This is a genomic window from Bacillota bacterium (genome assembly GCA_040754315.1).
Lineage (GTDB): Bacteria > Bacillota > Sulfobacillia > DUSP01 > JBFMCS01 > JBFMCS01.
Map to the genome: position 1 here is coordinate 29,971 of JBFMCS010000047.1, position 22,744 is coordinate 52,714.

The 22,744-nt window shown below is 61.9% G+C and carries 18 protein-coding genes and 1 pseudogene; 2 read left to right on the top strand and 17 right to left on the bottom strand.

Annotated elements, in window-relative coordinates; translation table 11 throughout:
- Positions 1-17: 17 nt before the first annotated feature.
- The 11 genes and pseudogenes from selB to AB1576_09820 all read right to left on the bottom strand — a co-directional run bounded on the left by selB (position 18) and on the right by AB1576_09820 (position 13,686).
- Positions 18-1,922, bottom strand: coding sequence for a selenocysteine-specific translation elongation factor (gene selB, locus AB1576_09770; GenBank protein ID MEW6082042.1), 1,905 nt, complete (start codon positions 1,920-1,922; stop codon positions 18-20).
- Positions 1,923-2,035: 113 nt separating this feature from the next.
- Entirely contained in the window at positions 2,036-2,209 is a 174-nt protein-coding gene (locus tag AB1576_09775) for a twin-arginine translocase TatA/TatE family subunit (GenBank protein MEW6082043.1), read from the bottom strand.
- A 298-nt stretch (positions 2,210-2,507) separates the two neighbouring features.
- Positions 2,508-2,768 carry an RNA chaperone Hfq gene (gene hfq / locus AB1576_09780; GenBank protein ID MEW6082044.1) on the bottom strand — a complete coding sequence of 87 codons (261 nt, stop codon included), beginning with the start codon at positions 2,766-2,768 and terminating at the stop codon, positions 2,508-2,510.
- Between the two features lie 40 nt (positions 2,769-2,808).
- The gene (gene miaA / locus AB1576_09785; protein MEW6082045.1) at positions 2,809-3,753 is read right to left on the bottom strand and encodes a tRNA (adenosine(37)-N6)-dimethylallyltransferase MiaA; all 945 of its coding nucleotides are present in this window, start codon (positions 3,751-3,753) and stop codon (positions 2,809-2,811) included.
- A gap of 12 nt (positions 3,754-3,765) precedes the next feature.
- Complete coding sequence (gene mutL / locus AB1576_09790) at positions 3,766-5,448, bottom strand: DNA mismatch repair endonuclease MutL (GenBank protein ID MEW6082046.1); 1,683 nt, start codon at positions 5,446-5,448, stop codon at positions 3,766-3,768.
- Positions 5,449-5,450: 2 nt separating this feature from the next.
- Positions 5,451-8,045 (bottom strand): DNA mismatch repair protein MutS, encoded by a 2,595-nt coding sequence (gene mutS, locus AB1576_09795; GenBank protein ID MEW6082047.1) that lies wholly within the window; start codon positions 8,043-8,045, stop codon positions 5,451-5,453.
- A complete protein-coding gene (miaB, locus tag AB1576_09800) occupies positions 8,042-9,358 on the bottom strand; it encodes a tRNA (N6-isopentenyl adenosine(37)-C2)-methylthiotransferase MiaB (GenBank protein ID MEW6082048.1) in 1,317 nt (438 codons plus the stop codon). Before miaB ends, mutS begins: the two co-directional genes overlap by 4 nt.
- Before the next feature lie 172 nt (positions 9,359-9,530).
- A complete protein-coding gene (locus tag AB1576_09805; protein MEW6082049.1) occupies positions 9,531-10,829 on the bottom strand; it encodes a D-alanyl-D-alanine carboxypeptidase family protein in 1,299 nt (432 codons plus the stop codon).
- Between the two features lie 151 nt (positions 10,830-10,980).
- Positions 10,981-11,091 (bottom strand): annotated as a pseudogene (locus AB1576_09810) (RNA-guided endonuclease TnpB family protein).
- 157 nt (positions 11,092-11,248) lie between these two features.
- On the bottom strand, positions 11,249-11,770 hold the full coding sequence (locus AB1576_09815; protein ID MEW6082050.1) for a hypothetical protein: 522 nt from the start codon (positions 11,768-11,770) through the stop codon (positions 11,249-11,251).
- Positions 11,771-11,922: 152 nt separating this feature from the next.
- Entirely contained in the window at positions 11,923-13,686 is a 1,764-nt protein-coding gene (locus tag AB1576_09820; GenBank protein MEW6082051.1) for a formate--tetrahydrofolate ligase, read from the bottom strand.
- Positions 13,687-14,149: 463 nt separating this feature from the next.
- On the opposite strand from AB1576_09820, the gene acs reads away from it, so the two are divergent.
- Positions 14,150-16,252 (top strand): acetate--CoA ligase alpha subunit, encoded by a 2,103-nt coding sequence (acs, locus tag AB1576_09825; protein MEW6082052.1) that lies wholly within the window; start codon positions 14,150-14,152, stop codon positions 16,250-16,252.
- An 11-nt stretch (positions 16,253-16,263) separates the two neighbouring features.
- Positions 16,264-17,319, top strand: a complete 1,056-nt coding sequence (locus AB1576_09830) for a phosphotransacetylase family protein (GenBank protein MEW6082053.1) — start codon at positions 16,264-16,266, stop codon at positions 17,317-17,319.
- Between the two features lie 8 nt (positions 17,320-17,327).
- Here the strand turns inward: AB1576_09830 and AB1576_09835 are convergent, their stop codons facing one another.
- From AB1576_09835 to AB1576_09860, 6 genes are all read right to left on the bottom strand, one after another.
- Positions 17,328-17,594 (bottom strand): translation initiation factor 2, encoded by a 267-nt coding sequence (locus tag AB1576_09835; GenBank protein ID MEW6082054.1) that lies wholly within the window; start codon positions 17,592-17,594, stop codon positions 17,328-17,330.
- Between the two features lie 181 nt (positions 17,595-17,775).
- A complete protein-coding gene (locus AB1576_09840; protein MEW6082055.1) occupies positions 17,776-18,597 on the bottom strand; it encodes a PHP domain-containing protein in 822 nt (273 codons plus the stop codon).
- Between the two features lie 70 nt (positions 18,598-18,667).
- Positions 18,668-19,447, bottom strand: a complete 780-nt coding sequence (locus AB1576_09845; protein ID MEW6082056.1) for an enoyl-CoA hydratase-related protein — start codon at positions 19,445-19,447, stop codon at positions 18,668-18,670.
- 16 nt (positions 19,448-19,463) lie between these two features.
- Positions 19,464-20,618, bottom strand: coding sequence for an acyl-CoA dehydrogenase family protein (locus AB1576_09850; GenBank protein MEW6082057.1), 1,155 nt, complete (start codon positions 20,616-20,618; stop codon positions 19,464-19,466).
- A gap of 33 nt (positions 20,619-20,651) precedes the next feature.
- On the bottom strand, positions 20,652-21,533 hold the full coding sequence (locus AB1576_09855; GenBank protein MEW6082058.1) for a 3-hydroxyacyl-CoA dehydrogenase NAD-binding domain-containing protein: 882 nt from the start codon (positions 21,531-21,533) through the stop codon (positions 20,652-20,654).
- A gap of 20 nt (positions 21,534-21,553) precedes the next feature.
- Positions 21,554-22,735, bottom strand: coding sequence for a thiolase family protein (locus tag AB1576_09860; protein MEW6082059.1), 1,182 nt, complete (start codon positions 22,733-22,735; stop codon positions 21,554-21,556).
- Between the last annotated feature and the right edge of the window lie 9 nt (positions 22,736-22,744).

The window sequence follows — 22,744 nt, forward strand, 5'->3', positions numbered from 1 at the left end:
TGCAAAGCCCCCAGTAGCTAGGACCCGTGGAGCGTCCTAGAGTCTCCTTCCCGTCTTGTAAACCTCACCCTGTCTAGGTATCCCAGGAGGGGTAAGGCATACCTTCTTGAGGTGCCTAAGAGATCGCGGAAGTCCGCCACCGTCATGGGACCCTGTTCTTGTATGAAGCGCCGCACGCGGTTCTTTGCCTCCTCAACCACATCGGCGTGGAACACCATGTCATCCTCAACACGGATGAGACGCTTCTCCTCCAGGAGGAGCCGTACCACGTCCCCGGCACGCCCGCTCACGGCTGCCTGGGCCACCACCTCTGCCACTGGTGGGGGGTTGAAGCCGCCTGCCCTGAACTGCTCCTCCAGGTCCTCCTTGATCTGGCGGCCCTCCACATCCATGGATGCGGACTGGCCAGGAAGCGCCAGGACCTCCTTGTTCACCACTAGGAGGCCATCCTGTTCCATGGCGGCGGCCAGGGCAGTGAATTGCCTCTGGTCCCACCCCCTGGTGGCTTGCCCCCTCACCTCTTCCCTGGGGGCCCCGCGCCTCATGGGGTGCCTAGCGTGATACTCACCCAGAAAACACCGGATCTTCCCGGCCATTGCCTGGTATACCTCGGGATGAACCACAAGGCCGCAGTCCTTCCAAAAAAGCGCCTTACCTCGCGCGGCCAGGTGCTCCACCATCGCGGTTACCCGCTCGGGGTTCTCCGCTATGAGAAACCCCAGTGTCTGAAGACTCACAGGGCTGTTCTGGATCCGGAGCTCCACCAGCGCGGCACCGGATCCCTCAGCCTGGTCAATGAGCCTCAGCAGCTCATGGTCCATGTGGTTAAGGCGGCGGAAACGTCCCCTGGAGGTTATCACCCTCCCCCCCCCGATGGTGAGGGCAGGCGAGTAGCTCCGGACGATGAAGCGGTCTCCCTTGCTCACCGCCATGGGTTCCTCAGCCTTGAACCGCACCAAGCCTTCATCCCCGGGATCTAGCGAATCCCCCTCAAGGCTCACCAGGCGTCCCAGGACCTCCGAGGTTCCCACGTGGAGCCTTACCCTGGTGGAGCTGGCCAGTGGCCTCAAGGCCCGGGAAAGCAGGCGGAAGGTGCCCGCAAACCCCCAGGTTGGAGCCAGAGTCCCGGGCTCGGAGAGCACAGAACCCCGTCGCACCTCACCTCGCTCGACCTTGGCCAGGTTCAGGGCGACGCGCTGGCCCGCCAGGGCCCCGGGCACCCTTTTGCCGTGTACCTCTAGCTGCCTCACCTTGACGGTGAAGCCCTGGGGCATGACGTCCAGTCGCTGGCCATCCACAATCTCCCCGGAAACCAGGGTACCTGTAACCACTGTTCCAAAGCCCGGCATGGTGAATACCCTGTCAACGGGGAGGCGCGCCACCCCCTCAGACGTCCTGGCCAGGGCTTCCGAGACCACCTTACCTATGGCCTTCCTCAGTTCTTCAAGGCCCTCCCCGGTCACCGCCGATACCTGTATCACCGGTGAGCCCTCCAGGGTGGTACCCGCCAGGAGGTTATGGATCTCGTCCATTACAATGCAAGCCCACTCATCGTCCACGAGGTCTCGCTTCGTCACGGCAACGATGCCCCGGCTAACCCCAAGGAGATCCAGGATGTCCAGGTGTTCCCTGGTCTGGGGCATGGGGCCCTCGTCCGCAGCCACCACCAGGAGGGCCAGGTCGATCCCGCTCACGCCAGCCAGCATGTTCTTGATGAACCGTTCATGGCCAGGCACATCCACTATAGCCACGGGGACGCCGTCTATGTCCATGTGGGCAAAGCCCAGGTCAATGGATATCCCGCGCTCTTTCTCCTGGGGCAGGCGGTCCGTTTCCTGCCCGGTCAAGGCATTGACCAGGGCAGTCTTGCCGTGGTCGATGTGGCCTGCGGTTCCCACTACGAAGTGGCGTCCTGAGTCCAACGTGTCTCCTCCCCGCCCGGTCCACCCATAGAACAGCCCACAGCCCTTGGCTGCAGGCCGCGGTTTAAGGCCCCGCATCTAACGGAAGGAACGACATGATCCGGGCCAGAACCTCAAGCGTCCTTCTCGGCGGGCTTAGACTCCTCCTTATCGGAAGTACCCTTCTTGAACTCGCCGATGGCCTTCCCCAGAGCCTTCCCAACATCGGGGAGCTTGCCTGGTCCGAAGACTATCAAGGCAATAACCAGGATTATCACCAATTCCGTCCAACCGAACCTGCCAAGCACGTCTTTACACCTCCGAGATATTCAAGATGGTCGCTGGCGCCTCGAATTCAAACGCCCAAGTACCCAAAGGTTCCTTTACCGCACTGCCAGCCACTATGACCGGCGCCATTCTTGTCAACATAAGCATAACACTACTGGGACCGGGTGTAAACAAGCCCGGACACTAAGGCAGAATGTTCCCAAAATGGGCATCCACGGGCACCTCTCCCCTCGAGACACACGACCCCAGGCAATGATGCCCCACAGCAAGCCCGGGCCCCTCTAGGCCCGGGCTTTTACTCGAATCCCTTGCCCGCCATCAAGCCTCTCCCTCTGTCTCCGCTTCCTTCCTCGCGATTTCCACAATGTTCCCTATGACCCGGCTGGGAGTGACGGTGGAGATGGCGTGCTTGTAGACAAGCATGTGCTTTCCTTCGCTCTCCATTACCACTGTGAAGTTGTCAAAACCACGTACCTGGCCCTTGAGCTGGAACCCGTTCACCAGGTACAGGGTGGTGGGAACGTTCTCCTTTCGAATGTGATTCAAGAAGGAATCCTGCAGGTTCAAGACCTTAGCCATCCGGCATCGCCCTCCAGCCCGTTTCTGTGTTGGTTCCATTCTACGTGTTCCAAGGAAGTCCTTCCACCATATTAACAATATCTGCCACTACGGCGCCTTCGTCTCTATCTTCTCCCATTTCTATCCACTGTATTCGCTTGTCCGGCCGGAACCACGTAATCTGGCGCTTCGCGAAGTGCCGGGTATTCCTCTTGAGGAGCCTCACCGCCTCCTCCAGGCCGATACCGCCCAGGAGGTACAGGGTCATTTCCTTGTACCCCAGGGATCTCATGGGATAGAGGCCAGGCCCGTAGCCCCTCTCAAGAAGCCTCCTTACCTCGTCCTTGAACCCCAGGGCCATCATCCTATCCACCCGGGAGTCGATCCGGCTGTACAGGTGTTCCCTTTCCATGGTGAGACCGATCATGAGGAGGTCAAAGCCCTCGTCATCCCGCCTGGCCGCCTGGTGCCTGGAGATGGGCCTCCCAGTTGCCCGGTACACCTCCAGCGCCCTTATCACGCGCCGGGCGTCATTGGGGTGAATGCGCCGGGCGCCCTCGGGGTCTACCGCCTGGAGCTCCCGGTACAGCCCTTCAATCCCTTCCTGCCTGGCTCGCCCCTGGAGCTCCCGCCGGGTCGGGCCGTCCCGCTCCATGGCCTCGAAGAGATAGAGATCCGTCACCGCCTTGATGTAAAGGCCCGTTCCCCCCACCAGCAAGGGAATGCGGCCGCGAGCATGTATTGACCTGATGCACTCCAAGGCCATGGCCTGGTAGTCAGCAACGCTGAAGGGTGTGGCGGGGTCGACCACGTCTATGAGGTGATGAGGCACCCTGGCCCTGTCCTCAGGAGAGGGCTTGGCAGTCCCCACATCCATCCACCGGTAGACCTGCATGGAATCGGCGGACACGATTTCCCCGCCCAGCCTCTCACCCACCTCCAGGGCCACCTCGGACTTCCCCACGGCTGTGGGGCCCAGCAACACCAAGAGTGGCCTTCCACTCATCCAGCTCGCCCCCTAGCGGCGGCCAAACCGCCTCTCGAGTTCTTCCCAGGTGAGCCTCACCATCACAGGCCTGCCGTGGGGGCAAGCCCCTGGAAAACCCATTCCTCCCACTTGCTGTAGCAGGCAGGCCATCTCCTCGTCTCGGAGACTCTCCCCTGCCCTCACCGAGGCGTGGCATGCGGCCAGGGCCAGCAGCGCCTCTTGCCGGGGAGGAAGGTCCCCAGGGGCCCTGGTACCTAAGAGCCTCTCCGTGAACTCAGCCAAGAGGGAAGGGCTCACGCTCCCTTCCAGGGGCTGGGGTACCGCCCTTACGGTGATGGTATCCCCTCCCAGGTGGTCGAAGTGTATCCCCATCTCCTCAAGGTAATCCCTGTTGCCCAGCCATGCCGCAGCCTCGCCTGGGCCCAGGTGCGCTGTGACGGGCATCATCAGCTCCTGGCAGGTCCTGCCCCCCTTCAGGGCTTCCTCCAGATTCCTGAATGTGACCATCTCGTGGGCGGCGTGCTGGTCAACCAGGTAGATACCGTCGTTGCCCTCTGCCACGATATAGGTGTTTCCCGCCTGCCCCAGGACCCTGAGGGCTGGACGCCAACCCTCTTTTGCGTCACTCCATTCACCGAAGAGGTCCCCCTGCCCTGCCTCCATGTAGGAGGGCGCTGCCTCAGCAATGGCGGCCCATCCTGGGGAGGGCTCCAGGTCACGGGTGTCCCTTGCGTATGCCTGCCTCACCGCCTGGGACACCAGGAGGAACACCCCGCGCTCATCCTTAAAGCGCACCTCGCACTTCCCCGGGTGGACGTTGGCGTCCACCAGTCCTGGCTCCGCCTCAACGAGAAGTAGCAGGAAGGGATAGGAACCGCAAGGCAAGGAGCCCCTAGTGCCTTCCTCTGAAGCCCGTCTTAGCACGGCAGAGGATATGGACCTGTTATTCACGAAGTAAAACTGCCTCCGGCGGCTCGGCCGGCATGTCTCCCGGTCTCCTGCCAGGGCCTTCACCCTCAGGCCGTTCCTTTCGACAGGGCCGGTGGGCAAAAGCCTCTCAGCCAGGTCCTTGCCGAACAGTTCCGCCACTATAAGCAGCGAATCCCCCTGGCCAGTGGTGACCAGGGTCTCCCGGCCCTCCTGCACTAGGCGGAAGGCTACCTGGGGCCAGGATAGAGCAAGCCGGGTGACCACGTCGGTGATGGCAGCGTTCTCTCCCCGCTGGGAGCCCAGGAACTCCTTCCGGGCTGGGGTGTTGTAGAACAAGGACCTCACGCTGATCCTGGTGCCGGGGGCAGACCCCGCCTCACCCACGGAGGATACCTTCCCCCCCTCAACACACACCCTTGATCCAGCGGCACTCCCTGCTACCCGGGTAACCATCTCCACCTTGGACACTGAGGCGATGCTCGGGAGTGCCTCCCCTCTGAACCCAAGGGTGCGTACCGTCACCAGGTCCCGGGCACTCCTCACCTTGCTGGTGGCGTGGCGCGAGAAGGCAAGGAGGGCATCCTCTCGCTCCATGCCGGTGCCATCATCGGTCACCGTTACAAGTCCCGCCCCTCCCCCCCGGGTCTCCACGCTTATCCTGGATGCCTGGGCATCCAGGGAATTCTCCACCAGTTCCTTCACAACGGAGGAGGGCCTCTCCACCACTTCCCCCGCAGCGATCTGGCTGGCCGTCATCTCGTCCAGGACGGCTATGAGGCCCATGTCTAGCTCCCCTTCCTTGCCTTGCCCTGCAGGCGATAGAGTTCCTGGAGGGCCTCGATGGGCGTCATCTCCAGCACCTTCATGTTGCGAAGCTCCTCAAGAACCGGGTGCTCCCCTGGCTCCAGGAAGCTAATCTGGGTGTAGGCCGGGGGATCCAGTGTGGCGCTGACCCTTCCAGACGCCTCCTCCAGTCCCCTGAGGATCTGGCGAGCCCTCTCCGTCACGTCCCTGGGCAGGCCCGCCAGGCGGGCCACATCGATACCGTAGCTGCCGTCGGAGCCCCCCCGGACCAGCCTGCGGAGGAACACCATGTCGTCCCCCCGCCTCTTGATGGCAACGGAGAAGTTCCGGGCCCCATCCAGGCCCTCCTCCATCTGGACCATCTCCCGGTAGTGGGTGGCGAAGAGGGTCTTGGCACCGATCCTCTCCCTGTCCAGGATGTACTCGGACACCGCCCAGGCTATGCTGAGGCCGTCATAGGTGCTGGTGCCCCTGCCTATCTCGTCCAGGATGATCAGGCTCCTCTCCGTGGCGTTATGAAGGATGTGGGCCACCTCGGTCATCTCCACCATAAAGGTGCTTTGTCCCATTACTAGGTCATCCCAGGCGCCTACCCGGGTGAAGAGCTTGTCTATCACACCTATCCTGGCACGGGAGGCCGGCACGAACCCACCCATCTGAGCCATGAGGCATATGAGCGCCACCTGGCGAAGATAGGTGGACTTGCCAGCCATGTTGGGCCCGGTGATGACAAGAAACCGGTTTTCCTGGGTGTCTAGGTGAGAGTCGTTGGGCACGAAGGCCCCCGCGTCAAGCACCTTCTCAAGTACGGGGTGCCTCCCGTCGGTGATCTCCACCACGGTGGACTGGTCAACCAGGGGGCGCACGTACCCCTCCCTGGCGGCAACCTCGGCCAGGGCCGCAAGGACGTCAGCCTGGGCCACAACCCTGGCAGCCCGCTGGATCTGGGCGGTCCTGGCCAGGACCGCATCCCTGAGCTCCATGAACACCTCGTACTCCAGGGCCTGCATCCTCTCCTCAGACCCCAGGATAGCCTCTTCCTTGGCCTTCAGCTCCTCAGTGACGAAGCGTTCAGCGTTGGCCAGGGTCTGCCTGCGCTGGTAGTCTGAGGGCACCTGGGAGAGGTTTGCCCGGGTGACCTCTACATAGTAGCCGAACACCCGGTTGTAGCCCACCTTGAGCGACTTGATACCTGTCCTTTGCCGCTCGGAGGATTCGAACTGGCTGATCCAGCTCCTGCCTCCCCTGGCAAGTTCCCTCAGCTGGTCTATCTCCTGGCGGTACCCTGTCTTCACGAAGCCCCCCTCCCTGGCAAGGAGAGGCGGGTCATCCTCCACCGCCTCTTCAAGAAGCCTGGTAAGGTCCCCGAGGTCCGGCATCTCCCTAGGGAGATGGGCGAGGCTTCCCCGGGCTCCCTCCAGGTGCCTGGGGAGGGCCGACGCCGCCTCCAGGGAGGCCCTCAATGCCACCAGGTCCCTGGGGCCAGCGCTCCCGTAGGCGATGCGGGCCATGAGGCGTTCCAGATCCCTGATCCCCTTGAGGGAACCCCGCAGGGAGGCCCTTTGGAGCCCCGCCTTCACCAGGAACTCCACGGAATCCAGCCTCTCCTCTATGGCCTTCACACAAACGAGCGGGTGGGTGATCCAGTTCCTGAGGAGTCTTTGCCCCAGGCTGGTGACGGCTGCATCCAGGACCCAAAGGAGTGAACCCTTAGACTTCTGGCCTGCCAGGGTCTGGGTGAGTTCCAGGTTCCTCCTGGTCTGGGAATCCAGGGCCATGTAGTTACTACTGCTATAATGCGAGATAGCGGTCATGTGGGCCAGGGCTGTACGGTGGGTCTCCTGGAGGTACCCCAGGAGGGCGCCAGCTGCGGCGATTGCCGCGTGCTCATCCTCCAGCCCGAACCCCCTGAGAGACAGGATTCCGAAGTGGCCCGTGAGGACCCGGTAGGCAGTTTCGTGATCATAGGCTAATTCGTCACCCTGGGTAAGCACGCACCTCAGTCTCTGGCCAAAAAAGCGGTTCCAGGAGGCCTCTTCACGGACACCCGGGCCCACCAGGCACTCTGACGGGGCGGTGCGAAGGAGTTCCTCCTGGGCCCTTCCAGCCGCATCGTCCCCTCGGAACTCGGTGGCCCGGAACTCACCTGTTGATGCGTCCGCCACCGCCAGGCCAATCCCTCCCCCGCCCAGGCTCAGGCTGGCCAGGTAGTTGTTCTGGGGGGTCCTCAGGTCCACGCAGGTACCAGGGGTCACTATCCGGGTGATCTCCCGGCGCACGAGTGCCTTGCCCTGGCCTGGATCCTCCACCTGATCACATATGGCTACCTTGTAGCCCCGGCTCACCAGGCGCTCCAGGTACGAGTCCACCGCGTGATAGGGCACGCCTGCCATGGGGATCTTCCCGTCCTTCCCCGCGGGCCGGGCCGTCAGGGTGATGTCCAGTTCCCGGGATGCCACCTCGGCATCCTCGTAGAACATCTCGTAGAAGTCCCCCAGGCGGAACATGAGTATCTTATCGGGGTGCTCATACTTGGCCCTTTTATACTGCTGTATCATGGGGGTGGAGGCACTCAAGGCTGCTTCTCGCTCCTTTCACCGTCTAGGCTCCAGAGCCCTGCGCGGGTGATGACAACACCCACAAGGCTCCCCTTCCATGAGGGGGGGCCCAGGAAGTGAACGTACCTCCCTGTCCTTGTCCTTCCCTGAAGCCGCTCCGGCTCCTTCTTGCTGGGGCCCTCCACCAGGACCTCCACCTTCTTGCCTACCAGGGCCAGGTTTCTTTCAAGCGTGATGGCCTTCTGCATCTCAATCAACCGGGACAGCCTGGATTTCCTGGTCTCCAGGGGTACCTGGCCCTCCATGGTAGCCGCGGGGGTCCCGGATCTCGGGGAGAACATGAAGGTAAAGGCAGAGTCGAAACCAACCCTCTTCACGAGGTCCAGGGTATCCTCGAAGTCTTCCTGGGTCTCCCCGGGAAAGCCCACGATGATATCAGTGGTGATGGAGGCCCCGGGGATCCGTTCCCGGATGGCAGCGGCCAGGTCAAGATAGCGTTCCCTGGTGTAGCCCCGGTTCATCAAGGTCAGGACCCTGTCACTCCCTGACTGCACGGGCAGGTGGAAGTGCTCGCACACTGCCCGGGAGGCCGCCACGGCCTTCACCATGTCCAGGTCGAAGTCCCTAGGGTGCGATGTTGTGTAGCGGATCCGCCAGAGTCCCTCTATCGCGTCAAGCCGCCCCAGGAGGCGTGAGAACCCTTCACCCCCTGGCAGATCGTGGCCATAGGCGTTCACGTTCTGCCCAAGGAGGGTAATCTCCCGGCAGCCCCCGGCCACCAGGCTCCTCACTTCTGCCTCTATGACCTCCGAGGGACGACTGCGGGGTCTTCCCCGGACGTAGGGGACAATGCAGTAAGAGCAGTAGTTGTCGCACCCATGCATGATGGGCACCCAGGCTAGGAGATCCTCCTGGCGAAGGGGGTTTCTGAAAGCGGGTCTCTCCTGGTCCTCCAGGACCTCCACGGTTCTTCCTGCCCGGGCCTCCTCCACCAGCCTTGCCACATCGTGGAGGTTGTGCGTCCCAAACACCAGGTCTACGTGCTTGTGACGCCCCATGATCTCCCTGGCGCCGCCCTCTCGCTGAGGCATACAGCCGCCAACCCCTATGATCATGCCAGGCCTCCGGGCCTTCAGCGCCTTCAACGCCCCCAGCCTGCCGTGAACCCGGGATTCTGCGCTCTCCCTGACTGAGCAGGTAAGAACGATTACAACATCGGCATCCTCTACATGGGGTGCCTTATCATACCCTGCACCCGCCAGGAGACCAGAGACAACCTCCGAGTCGCTGGCGTTCATCTGGCAGCCAAAGGTCATGACGTAAAACCTCAAGTTCTGGCCTCCCCCAGGCGCTGTCTAGGTATCCAGGTGCCCGTGATAACCCAAGTTTATGCCAGATCCTCAAAGAGGGCAACTGGAGCAAGGTAGGCGGGGTTCCGGGCCAGGGGTTGTGCGGGAGGATCAAGGCACTTGTGCAAGCGTCTGATGGTCTGCACTGGTGTGGTTATTCACGGATATAGAGGTTCCAGTGCCTCTTTTGCCTAAGGGCCCGGGGCCTCCCGCGCCGTGCCGGGATTGAAGGCCTCCAGCCTGAGGTGGTTAAAGGCGCATATCTCCTCACCAGTACCCGCCTCAGCCTCCTCCTGCGTCTCCCCCAGCGATAGATGCCCGCCAGGGCGCCTCCCGCCAGGAGGATCAAGCCACCCTGTTTCCACAGGGCAACTCCAGCGCCGGCCGCTGGCACCGGTACTATAGAGACCAGTGGACTAGACCCAACCATACGATCGCCCTCGAAAACCTCAAGGTATCCCACAACATCCCCTTGACCTATGGGTAGTTCCAGGCGGTTGATGGCTAGGCCCACCCTGGAGCCTGCGGCGAAGGCCCCGCCAACTGGCCTCACGGTGCGCACGGGCAGCTGTGTCTCTGCCAACAGGCCTGGCATTCCCGTCTCCAGTGCAAGGTCAAACCGGGCCCCGGCACTCACAGTCTCAACCGCCTCGAATTCGTCCAGGCCATAGGAAATGAGCGAGCTCATGTCCCTCCACAGCTGATCCCGGTCCTCGGCCCCCAGGACTACCCCGACCACCTCCCGGCCTCCCCTGGCAGCCGAACCCACCAGGCAGTGCCCGGACAAGTCAGTCCAGCCGGTCTTCATGCCGGTGGCCCCGGGGTAGGACACAAGAAAGTAGTTATGGCTGTTGATCTCTCTCACCGAATCCTTAACGGGCCAGGGTATGGTGGCTTGGGTAGCCGAGGAAAACCGGCGGAACAGGGGGTTCTTCAGCGCCAGTGCCCCCAGGCGGGCGACGTCCGTTGCCGTGCCCAGGTGCCCCTCCTGGTCCAGGCCATGGGGGTTCTTAAACCATAATCCCTCCAGGCCAAGCTCCCGGGCTCTCTGGTTCATGAGGGCTGAAAACGCCTCAACGCTGCCTGATATGTGGTGCGCCAGGGCCACCGCAGCGTCATTGGCGCTGGCGATCATCATTGCGTAGAGGAGTTCCTCAACTCTATAGGTCTCGCCGGGTTCAAGGTATATGCGGCTGCCGTGGACCAAGGCAGCTTCAGCGGGCACGGTGACGATCTCCGCCAGCGAGCACCTCTCCACGACAATCAGGCCGGTCATGATCTTGGTGGTGCTGGCTATGGAAAGTTGCCTGTCCCCGCCATTCTGGGAGAGCACCTGGCCGGTGTCCACGTCCACCAGGGCATAGGAAAGCCCACGCACTCGCAGCGGTCGAGATGCCTGCGTGGGCAGTGGCGCGCCGGTGAAGGCCAATGCCAGGACAAGGGCTATTCCCAAGAGAACTAGCCTTCTAGACCTACGGATCCAGGGTCTCATGACTCAACTCCGCATGTAGTGTTTGACATACTCCCACGAATGAATTCGTGTGATTCGGGTTCATGGAAGGACGCCCGCCGAAGCAGGTCCTACTCCTTCTCCCCAAGGGTTATCTCCGGTGCAAGGCGATCAAGTGGTTGTAGATGCTCCCCGCGATGTTGAGGGCCTTGTGGAGCCTCTTATTGCGTTTCGACTGGTACAGCTTGAAGCAGTAGGTTTTCACTTGTTTTTCTGCTCCTCGATATACTTACGAACCGTTTCTTCGGCCGCCTTTCATCCCACCCTTAAAAGGGTGGGCTTTCCCAGCGGCGGATCGTAAACCCCCGAATAGGGGGAGACTCCGGGCATCAGACACTTGCCGCCTGCCGGGCACCATGGCATCAGCCGCCGCCGAAGAGGCGGCTCCAGAACCCGCGGCGTCTCTCCCTGCGGGTGCCTCCCCTGAGCTCATAGCGCAGCATCCTCACCTCTTGCTGGATCCGCATCATGGCAGTCAGCATAAGGTCCCGGTCCTCCAGGCGCTTGGATTCGGATTGCCCGATGGCCTTGACAAGGCGCTCGAGGCGTTCGGGAAGGCTCTGCTCCATCAGGGCCCTCTCACGATGGCTGGGAACCCGGGCCAGGAGGCGCTCGGAGGTCTGGGAAGACCGGGGTGGCGCCTGCGAAGGCATGGTCTCCTCCAGGAGACGACCTATCTCCTCGGGGCCAAGCCCCGAGCTCCTCCACTCCACTATGCGCTCGAGGGTTTCGACGCGCTCTTCAGGGAGCCCCTGGTCTTCTTCAGCGGATAAGCCCAGTACCTCCCGGTACTCGTCCACCATGTTCCGGAAGGTCTTGGGGCCAAGCCCCAGCCTTTCACAGGCTTCCCCAAGGGAAACGTGCCTTCGAGCAGGTTCACCCATGAGACCTAAAGACCCCCTTAGCGTCCTTTCCTTCCCCTAGGGTTTCTACGGCTGGGTCCCATTTCCTCCCCGGCGGTTTTCTTCATGGAGGCCTGGAAAAGACCTGGCCCCGCCCCAGGAAAATGGGGCGGGGCCAGGTGAGTCCCTGCGCACTAGAACAATCCCTTTACCTTGCCGGTCTCCGTGTCCACGTCCACGCGCCGGTAGGCCGGATCGGAGGAAGTACCTGGCATGAGGCTTATGGCCCCCGCCACGGGCACCACAAAGCCTGCGCCACTATAGGTAAGGATGTCCCTGACGCTGAGCCTCCAGCCCTTGGGCACACCCTTTAGGGCCGGGTTGTCCGTGAGAGAAAGGTGGGTCTTCACCATGCAGGTACCGAGTTTCTGGATCTCAGGATCCTGCTCCATCTTCTTGGCCTTCTCCAAGGCCAAGGGGGAGTAGTCCACCCCATCTGCACCGTAGACCTCCCTGGCTATGAGCTCGATGCGCTGGCGAAGGGGCACATCCAGCTCGTACAAGAACCGGAAGTCGTTGGGCTCATTGCAGGCGTCGATGACGGCATCCGCCAGGTCCACAGCGCCATCCCCACCCTTGAGCCAGTGGCTGGAAACAGCGACCCGGGCGCCCGCAGCCTCGGCTGCAGCCTTAACGGTCTTGATCTCGTTGGCAGTGTCAGTGTGGAAGGAATTGATGCATACCACCGGGTTGATGCCAGCCTTCTTGATGATGTTGATGCAGTGGACAAGGTTCTCGCACCCCTTGTCGACCCACTCCACGTTCTCTTCAGTGTAGGCCTTGTCAAGGGGCTTGCCCGGCACAGGAAGGGGTGCCCCGCCGTGGGCCTTCAGGGCCCTCACGGTGGCTACCAGGACAGCAGCATGGGGCTTCAGTCCAGACATGCGGCACTTGAGGTTCCAGAACTTCTCAAACCCGATGTCCGCCGCAAAGCCGGACTCCGTCACATGGTAGTCAGAGAGCTTCAGGGCCACACGGTCCGCCACTATGGACGACTGGCCAATGGCTATGTTGGCAAAGGGTCCTGCGTGCACGAAGACGGGCTGGCCCTCCAGGGTCTGCAAGAGGTTGGGATTCAGGGCCTCGACCATCCACGCAGTCATGGCCCCGTCAACCTCCAGATCAGCTGTTGTCACAGGCTTCCCGGACTTGTCATAGGCCACGACTATCCGGCCCATGCGTTCCCTCATGTCCTTGAGGTCCTTGGACACGGAGAGAATGGCCATCACCTCTGAGGACACAGCGATGGCGAACCCCGACTGCATCATGAAGCCGTCCATCTTGCCGCCCAAGCCAACAACGATGTTCCTCAGCGCCTGGGCGCAGAAGTCGATTATCCACCGCATCTCCACGTTGTGAGGGTCGATGTTGAGCCTCTTCAGGCCCCTGCCCTCCAGGAACTTGTCCCCGTAGTTGAACTCATGCTGCATCCGGGAAGTGAGTGCCACCATTGCAAGGTTGTGGGAGTTCATGATGGCGTTGATGTCGCCAGTGAGCCCCAGGGAGAAGGGAGTCAGGGGGATACACTGGGACAGCCCGCCGCCCGCCGCCGAACCCTTGATATTCATGGTGGGACCGCCTGACGGCTGCCGGATGGCCGCGGTCACTCTCTTGCCCCGCTTGCCAAGACCCTGGGTAAGCCCCATTGTGGAGGTGGACTTGCCCTCACCCAGGGGTGTGGGTGTAATGGCGGTAACGTCAATGTACTTGCCGTCAGGCCTGCCGGCCAACCGGGCCAGGATCTTCTTGAAGTCCACCTTGGCCACGTGATGACCGTAGGGCAGGAGCTCCTCCTTCTCCAGCCCCAGTTCTTCGCCGAGCTGGTACACGCTCTTCATCCTGGTCTCTGCTTCTTCAGCGATCTGCCAATCTGCGTACTTGGTGGGATCCAGTGCCATCCTTCGTCCTCCTTACCCTTTTGTCTAAACTTGTCCTGAACCCGTCCGGCCAGAACACCGTGCCAAGCCAGCCGCCCGGGTCCGGCGGAACGCCAGCCCAAGGCCTTGCCACACAATCTGGCCAAGGGCCATCTACCCTAAGCCCCCTCGCTTTGCCTGGGGATGAGCCGTGGGTACACGCGGGGGACCGCCCCGGCCAGGATGCATCGCCAGGGTGTCAATTAGCCCGAGCCCCTTGTTCGCCCGTTAACTTTCTCCACAGTCTCCCCCAATTCCTGCTACTTGGCGGCACCGGGCCAACAGGCGGAAAAATCCGAAATCGCGTTTTCTATAACCGCGTCCTGGGCATTCAGGTCCCAGGCATCAATGAAGCGCGCCCGAGTTGTCCCAGCCGGCGTGATATGATAGATTCTAGCTGATAACTGCTGGATCGTTTATACCTTCTTCTAAAGGTGGTCGCACCATGCCGGACCTAGAGACGTTGTTCAACCCTGCAGGCACAGTGGTGGTTGGTGCCTCCCGCAGCCCGGGCAAGATAGGCCACGCTCTCATCAGGAACATCCTCTCCAGCGGGTACCAGGGAAAGACGTATGCCGTGAACCCTACGGAGAAAGAGATCTTGGGAGTGCCGTGTTTCCCCTCGGTCAAGTCCATTGGAAAACCCCTGGACCTCGCTGTGCTAGCCGTTCCACCCGCAGCGATCCTGGAGGTGGTCAAGGAGTGCGGGGACGCTGGAGTAAAGAACCTCGTGGTGATCACCGCCGGGTTCAAGGAGATTGGTAAAGAGGGCCTCGAGATGGAGAAGAACCTTGTGGATGCCGTGAGGGGAATGGGGATGAGAATGGTCGGGCCCAACTGCCTGGGCATAATCGATACCCACACCCCAATAAACGCTACCTTCGCCAAGGATTATCCCCTGAAGGGAAACATAGCCTTCATATCCCAGTCTGGCGCCATGTGCGTGGCCATCCTTGACTGGAGCCTGGAGCGAGGCATAGGCTTCAGCAAGTTCATCAGCCTGGGCAACAAGGGCCACCTCAATGAGGCCGACTTCATCGCCGATGCCGCCGGCGACCCTAACACCAGGGTGATCCTGTGCTATCTTGAGGACGTCGCCAATGGGCCGCAGTTCCTTGAGGTGACCAGGAAGGCCTGCCTGAAAAAACCTGTCATTGTCTTGAAGGCTGGCCGCACCCAGGCGGGAGCCAAGGCAGCCTCATCCCACACCGGGGCCCTAGCCGGAAGCGACCTTGCCTATGAAGTGGCTTTCAGGCAGTCCGGTGTGCTCAGGGCTGACACCGTGGAGCAACTGTTCGCATGGGCCGTGGCCTTTGCATCCCAGCCGGTGCCCCATGGCGAGAACCTCGTCATCGTGACCAATTCGGGCGGGCCCGGCATCATTGCCACGGACTCCACGGAGAGACGCGGCCTGAAGATGGCTCACCTCGCCAAGGAGACGATCGACAGCCTCAGGGAGGCGCTGCCCCGTACGGCGAACGTGTACAACCCCGTGGATGTGATAGGGGACGCCGGCGCCGCGCGATACCGGCTGGCCCTGGAGAAGACCCTGGGGGATCCCGGCGTTGATGTGGGCCTGGTGATACTGTCCCCCACCGCCGTCCTGGACGCGACCCAGGCGGCCCAGGTGGTGCTCGAGGCACGCCAGGCCCACCCGGATAAGCCCATTCTGGCCTCCTTCATGGGCGGGCAGGCGGTTGAGGAGGCATCGGCGCTCCTCTTTAAGCAGGGGGTTCCCTGCTACCCGTTTCCCGAACCTGCGGTGGAGGCCATCCAGGGGCTGGTGAAGTATGGGAAGCGCCTGAAGAACCCGCCCTGCACGGAATCCCCTCAGTTTGGCGGTGTTAATACCGGGGCCGTCAAGGAGATCCTTCGGGACATCAGGAAGGAGGGCCGCCTGATCCTCCTGGGACCCGAGGCCATCAGGGTGGCGCGGGCGTATGGCATCCCCTGCGCACCTTCACTTCTGGCCACGCGGGCTGATGAGGCTGCGTACATGGCGGACCTCTTAGGCTTCCCGGTGATCCTCAAGGTGGCTTCCCCAAAGATCTTCCACAAGACCGACGTGGGGGGCGTAAAGCCCAATCTCAAGGGCCCCGAGGAGGTCCGCCAAGCCTTCTTGGACATCACTGAGAGCGTCCAGCGGTACCTCCCAGGGATCACGCCCCACGGCATAGAGGTCCAGAGGATGGCACCCAAGGGCGTGGAACTGATAGTGGGGATGACCAGGGACGTCCAGTTCGGACCCCTCATCGCATTCGGCCTAGGAGGAATATACGTTAACCTCCTCAAGGATGTAGCGTTTCGCCTAGCCGATGGCCTGTCGGAGGCTGAGGCGAGGCTGATGATGGAAGAGACCAAGGCCTTCACCCTTATCCGCGGCTTCCGGGGGGAGAAGCCCAAGGACTGCGCCGCTATCGCCCAGATGATCCAGCGCGTGGCCCAGCTTGCCCTGGACTTCCCGGAGATAACGGAGATGGACATCAACCCGGTAATGGCCTACGATCAGGGTGCCCTGGCCTTAGACGTCAAAATCACTATATCGTGAGGTGTGAAGGCATGAGGAGTTTCCTGGTGGCTGGCAGATACGGGAGCGGCAAGACCGCCATATGCCTGGGCCTAGCCCTGAGGCTACAGCAAGAGGGCTTCAAGGTAGGCTACTTCAAGCCCATCGGGGCTGTGGAGGCCGCTCGTGGAACGGCCGATGAGGACGCGGTGCTCATGAAGCACGTGCTCAAGATGGAGGAACCGCTGGAGCAACTGGTCCACATCCAGGCGTCCTCCACTTACCTCACCAGGTACAGCCGGGGTGAGAACCTTCTTCACCAGATAACCCAGGCCTTCCGGGACCTCGCCTCCACGTACCAGGTGGTTGTAGTGGAAGGCACGACGTCCCCCTACGTCATGGCCGGGCTTAGCCTTGATGCGGGCTCCCTGGCGAAGACCCTGGACATCCCGGCCCTCCTGGTAACGCGGCCGGACAATGACTTCATAGTGGACAGGATCATCATGTACAACGACTGCTTCCAATGCAAGGGGGTACCCCTCCTAGGCAACATATTTAACGACGTCACAAGGCCCCTCCTGGACAAGACCAGGGGGGTGTACAAGCCACTCCTCGAGGCCAGGGGCCTGCCGGTCCTGGGTGTGGTGCCCAGGAGAATGGAGGTGTCCGCCCCCAAGGTCAGGCAGTACCTGGACGTCCTGGGCGGTGAGTTGCTAGCCGGGGAGGATGGCCTTGAGAAGGTTGTGGAGGAGGTCCTCATAGGAGCCATGACTTCGGAGGGGGCCCTCCAGTATCTCCGCCGCGTTCCCAATAAGCTCTTGATCACAGGCGGTGACAGGGCCGACCTGTGCCTCGCTGCCCTGGAGACAAGCACAGCCGGGTTAGTCCTGACGGGTGGAATGTACCCGGACGTGGGTGTCCTGGCCAGGGCAGACGAAAAGCAGATCCCGGTCATCCTTGTCCACTACCTGACCTACGATGCCGTGGAGAGGTGCCACCAGGTATCCAGGAAGATAACCCCGTCTGACCTGAAGGGGATAAGGATAGCCAAGGAGAACGTGGATAAACACTGCGATTGGCCGGCGATCCTGGGACTTCCCCAGGGCTGATGACGCCCCTAGCGGCGGCCGTCGCTTGAGGCTGGGTTTTCCATGCCCATGAGCCGTATGTTCTGCTCGAGCATGCGCTGGGCATACCTCCGGTTGTCCCGCCGGAGGCGTTTGTTCTTTCTCTCCAGGTCCCTGATGCGCCCTTCGTGGCTCCTTTCCCTCTCCGCCATGAGGTTCATGAGCACTCGGCGGCTCACCCGGAGACTCCTCACGGTGTCCTCCAGGGTCTTCACCCTGGCCATCAGGTGGGCAACCTCATGGATCTCATTCAGCACAGCACGTGGCCGGCCCTGTCTAGCCGGCTGCCTCCCTTCCTAGGCTGCACCGGCATGGCACACCTGGTCATCCCGGGGCACCATGTCACGCTTCTCCTGATTTGGGGCCTCATTCCCAGGATTATTATATCTTTGGCCCCCAGGCACTATGCGCGCATCGCCAAGGGGCAGGCAGGGCGGTTTAGACCTGGGCTGCCAGGCGCCGGGACGCCTCCTTGACCCGCTCTACAAGGTCGTAGGGCACCCTTATAGTTCCCAGGGCCACCCTCCCGGAGCCTGGGCCATGGCTGTCCGAGCCGCCTGTAACCAGGAGGCCCTTCTCACTGCACAGCGTTGAATAGCGCATCACATCGGCGTGGGAGTGAGAGGGATGGAACACCTCAATCCCCATTAGCCCAGACCTAAGCAGGCCCGGCAACAGGCCACCCGCGCCGGTGAGCCCAGGGTGAGCCAGCACCGGGACGCCCCCGTTATCTAGGATGAGCCTAACAGCCTGCTCGGGGCTGGGCCTGGTCCTTCCCACATACCCTGGCCTGCCCGCTGCCAGGTACTTGCTAAAAGCCTCCTCCGTGTCCCGGACATAGCCCATTTCCTCCATGACCCTGGCAAGATGAGGGCGGCCTGGGGCAGAGTCCCCCGCTAGGTCAAGCACCCTCTCCAGGGGCAGGCGAAATCCTAGACGTCCCAGATTGCTCACCATTTCCTCCATCCTGTCCACCCGGGCGCCCCGCAACACCAGTAGGGCGTCCTCCAGGCTGTGCCACGGGTAGTAGGCAAGTATGTGCACCTCTGCCCCCTCGAGGTCAGCGTTGATCTCCGCCGCGGGGATAACCTCGACGCCCAGGCGGCAGCCGGCAGCCTGGGCTTCCTCGATCCCGGACATCGTATCGTGGTCCGCGATCCCCACGGCCCTAAGGCCAAGCCGCTTGGTCTCGGCCACTAGGTCCTCCGGGCTTAGCGTGCCATCGGAGCGTGTGGTGTGCACATGCATGTCAGCGTACAAGCGCGGTCCCCCTAGACCAGGGCGGGGGTAGGCCCCCCGCCCCACCGCTTTGCAACGACCCTGATCCCGGCTAGGACCCCTTGAACTCTGGCTTCCTCTTCTCCAGGAAGGCCCGGACGCCCTCGGCCTTGTCTTCGGTGGCGCACGAGAGCGCGTGGAGGTAGGACTCGTGGGCCAGGCCGTCCGCGAGGCTCACGTCCAGGGCCCTGGCCACTGCATCCTTGGCATACTGGATGGCCAGGGGCGCCTTCCCCGCGATCTTGCCAGCCAGGGCCATAGCCTCTTCCATGAGAGCCTCCTGCGAAGTCACCTTGTTGACCAGTCCCATGCGGTAGGCTTCGTGAGCATCGATTATATCCCCAGTAAGCACCAGGAACATGGCGTTCCCCAGTCCCACAACCCTGGGCAGGCGTTGCGTGGCGCCGTCCCCTGGTATTATTCCCAGGTTGACCTCGGGAGACCCGAAGCGGGCGTTCTCCGAGGCCACCCGGAGCGTGCAAGCGAGGCACAGCTCCAGGCCCGCCCCAAGAGCGAACCCGTTCACCGCAGCTATCACGGGGATGGGTAGCTCCCAGATACGCCCGAACACCTCCTGGCGGCGCCGGGTCTGGTTCCGCCCCAGGCGGAAGTCCCGCTTTTCCAGTTCCCGGATATCAGCGCCCGCCATGAATGCCTTATCGCCAGCCCCGGTGATTATTAGGGCCCTGAGCCCCTCGTCCTTCTGAACCTCGGCTATGGCCTGGTCCATTTCCTCGACCATGGCGTTGGAGAGGGCGTTCCTCACGTCCGGCCTGTTAATGGTAAGCACCCCTGTGGTGTCCTCTTTGCGGTACTCCAGGAGTTCGTACATGCGTCGTGCCTCCTTATCAGGCGAAGGCGCCAATTCCCAGCTCGAAGTTGCCGATGATGAGCTGCTGGATCTGGGAGGTTCCCTCGTACAGGGTGTTGATTCGAGCGTCGCGATAGAGCCTTTCCACGGGATACTCGGCGCTGAAGCCATAGCCACCGTGGATCTGTATGGCCTTGTAGGTGACCCGGTTCACCATCTCACTGCAGAAATACTTGGCCACGCACACCTCCCTGGTGCTGCGAAGGCCCTTGTTCTTCACGTCGCCGGCGCGATAGGTGAGCAGGCGCCCGATCTCAACATCCACCGCCATGTCAGCGATCAGCTGCTGCACCAGCTGGTGGCCCCCGATGGGCTTGCCGAACTGCTCCCTGTTCTTGGAATAGGCCTTGGATACCTCCAGGGCATAGTCCGCCGTGCCAACGCACCCTGCTGCAACGGTGTAGCGCCCGTTGTCCAGGGCGGACATGGCCACAGTGAACCCCTTGCCCACATCTCCAAGGACCTGCGACTTGGGCACCCTCACGTCTTCCAGTATTATCTCCGAAGTGTTGGAGGCCCTGAGCCCCAGCTTCTCATGGATGTCCTTGGTGGAGTAGCCAGGGGTCCCCCTCTCCACCAAGAAGGCCGTGATGCCCTTGGCGCCCGCCGCCTTGTCGGTCTTGGCAAAGACGATGGCGAGGTCTGCCACTCCGGCATTGGTAATCCACATCTTGTTGCCGTTCAGGATGTAGTCGTCCCCGTCTTCCACCGCGCTTGCACTCATGCTGGCAGGGTCTGAGCCCGAATCGGGCTCCGTCAGGCCGTAGCACCCCAGCATCTCACCAGATACCAGGCGCGGAATGTACTTCTGTTTCTGCTCCTCCGTGCCCCACTTGAGTACGGTCAGGGTTACCAGGGAAATCTGTACTGAGTACAGGCCGCGCACGGAGGAGCAAGCCCTCCCCAGCTCCTCTGCGACTATGGCGTGGCTGATGTAGTCGAATCCCGCCCCGGAGTACTCCTCGGGTATCACGGTGCCGAAGATGCCAAGCTCCCCCATCTTGGGCACCAGGTCCGCCGGGAACTTCTCTTCCTTGTCCCACTGGGCAGCGTAGGGCATTATTTCCTTCTCCGCAAACTCCCGGACGGTGCTGCGGATCATGTTCTGCTCCTCGGTGAGGGCAAAATCCACCTTCTGTCACCTCCACAGGTTGTGGCACCCTTCCTACAGCTTCACCGGCACCGGCGGTTCCTTGCTGTAGTCGTAGAACCCCTTGCCCGACTTCCTTCCGAGATAGCCTGCAGTCACCATCTTCTCCAGGAGGAAGCACGGCCTGTAACGGGGATCCCCTAGCTTGGAGTAGAGGGTGCGAGTCTTGGCCAGGTGCACGTCTATCCCGATGAGATCGATGAGCTCCAGGGGTCCCATTGGCAGGTTCGCCCCCAGCTTCATGGCAGTGTCGATGGCATCCACCGAGGCTATGCCCTCTTCCAGAACCCATACGGCCTCATTCAGCTGGGCCGCCAGGACGCGGCTGGCAATTCCCGCAGGACCCTCACGCTCGGTGACCACGGTAACCTTGCCTAGGAACTCAGCAAAATCCTTGGCTTTTTGCACGGTTTCCCCAGACGTGGCTAGGCCTGGCATGATCTCTACCAGCTTCATCACGACCGCTGGGTTGAAGAAGTGCATGCCAAGAACCCTCTCCGGCTTCGAGGTGGCCGCGGCGATCTCCGTGATGCTGCAGGCGGTGGTATTCGTGGCCAGGATGCAATCGCCGGGGACAAGCCCGTCCAGCTCGCGGAAGACCTCCCGTTTCACCTTTACGTCCTCGAGGATGGCCTCGATGCAGAAGTCGGCATCCTTGGCGCCTTCAAGGCCCACGGAAGGGATAACCCGGGAGACTATGGAATCTGCCTCCTCCTGCGAAACCTTACCCTTCTCCACCCGTTTCTGAAGGCCTGACTTGATCCTGCCGACGCTCCTGTTGACGATGGCCTCGTTCACGTCGGACAGCACTGCGTCCAGGCCTGCCTGCGCGGCCACCTGGGCAATACCTGTCCCCATGATCCCTGAACCCAGGATAAAAACCCTCTTTACATCCACCCTGGTCTCACCTCACTCCATCAGTCTAGGCGCTCAACAACCACGGCCACGCCCTGGCCACCTCCCACGCAAAGGCTGGCCAAGCCAAGGCGCTTGTCGTGGGTCCTGAGGGCGTAAAGCAGCGTGGTCAGGATCTTGGCTCCGGTGGCCCCTACCGGGTGGCCCAGGGCGATGGCGCCACCGTGCACATTCACCCGGGACCTGTCCCACTTCACTTCCCGCTCCACAGCAATGACCTGTGCAGCGAAGGCCTCGTTCAGTTCGATGAGGTCGATATCCCCCAGCTTCAGGCCTGCCCTGGCCAGGGCCAGGGGAATGGCTTCCACAGGCCCAATCCCCATCACCGTGGGCTCGACTCCGGTGTAGCTATAGGACCTGATAGCAGCCATTGGGTTAATCCCCAGTGCCCTTGCCTTCTGGGCGCTCATGATCACAACAGCGGAGGCCGCATCTGACATGGCGCAGCTGTTGCCTGCGGTCACGGTGCCTTCCTTCTTGAACACCGGTGCCAGGCTCCCCAGGACCTCCAGGCTCGTGTCCTTCCGCGGTATCTCCTCGTCGCCGAAGATGGTGGTCTTCTTGCCAGCCCGGACCTCAAGCGGGAGTGTCTCATCCTTGAAGTAGCCCTTCTCAACAGCGGCTACCGCCTTCTGGTGGCTCTCCAGGGCGAACTGGTCTTGTTCTTGCCGTGATATCTGGTACTTGTCCACCAGCACTTCAGCAGTGGCCCCCATGAGCATCCCCGCTAGGGGGCACATGAAACCATCCTTGTGCAGGACGTCCACGACGGTCTTATCCCCCATGCGCTGCCCCCACCGGGCCTCCGGCAGAACGTACGGGACATTGCTGGTGGACTCGGTTCCGCCGGCCACCACAACCTCAGCATCCCCTGACTTCACAGCCTGGGCTGCCAGGGCAACCGCCCGCAGGCTGGACGCGCACCGGATGTTTACGGTGAACGCTGGGACCTTCACAGGGAGTCCTGACTTGACGGTCACAACCCGAGCCACATTGGCGCCGATCCCTGCCTGCCAGCCGCAGCCGAAAATGACCTCGTCCACCTCGTCTCCGCTCAGGCTGGCCCTGGACAGGGCCTCCTTGACTACAGCTGCACCCATCTCGGGTGCCGTCATTCCCAAAAGCGATCCACCGAAACGGCCTCCCGCAGTCCTGACAGCGCTGACGATAACAGGCTGATTCACGGGTACCCT

Bases quoted from the DNA above. Each gene is read 5' to 3' on its own strand.
- mutL (MEW6082046.1), bottom strand. From the start codon at position 5,448: ATGGGCCTCATAGCCGTCCTGGACGAGATGACGGCCAGCCAGATCGCT.
- AB1576_09845 (MEW6082056.1), bottom strand. From the start codon at position 19,447: ATGTACGAACTCCTGGAGTACCGCAAAGAGGACACCACAGGGGTGCTT.
- hfq (MEW6082044.1), bottom strand. From the start codon at position 2,768: ATGGCTAAGGTCTTGAACCTGCAGGATTCCTTCTTGAATCACATTCGA.
- AB1576_09815 (MEW6082050.1), bottom strand. From the start codon at position 11,770: ATGGGTGAACCTGCTCGAAGGCACGTTTCCCTTGGGGAAGCCTGTGAA.
- miaA (MEW6082045.1), bottom strand. From the start codon at position 3,753: ATGAGTGGAAGGCCACTCTTGGTGTTGCTGGGCCCCACAGCCGTGGGG.
- AB1576_09820 (MEW6082051.1), bottom strand. From the start codon at position 13,686: ATGGCACTGGATCCCACCAAGTACGCAGATTGGCAGATCGCTGAAGAA.
- acs (MEW6082052.1), top strand. From the start codon at position 14,150: ATGCCGGACCTAGAGACGTTGTTCAACCCTGCAGGCACAGTGGTGGTT.
- AB1576_09830 (MEW6082053.1), top strand. From the start codon at position 16,264: ATGAGGAGTTTCCTGGTGGCTGGCAGATACGGGAGCGGCAAGACCGCC.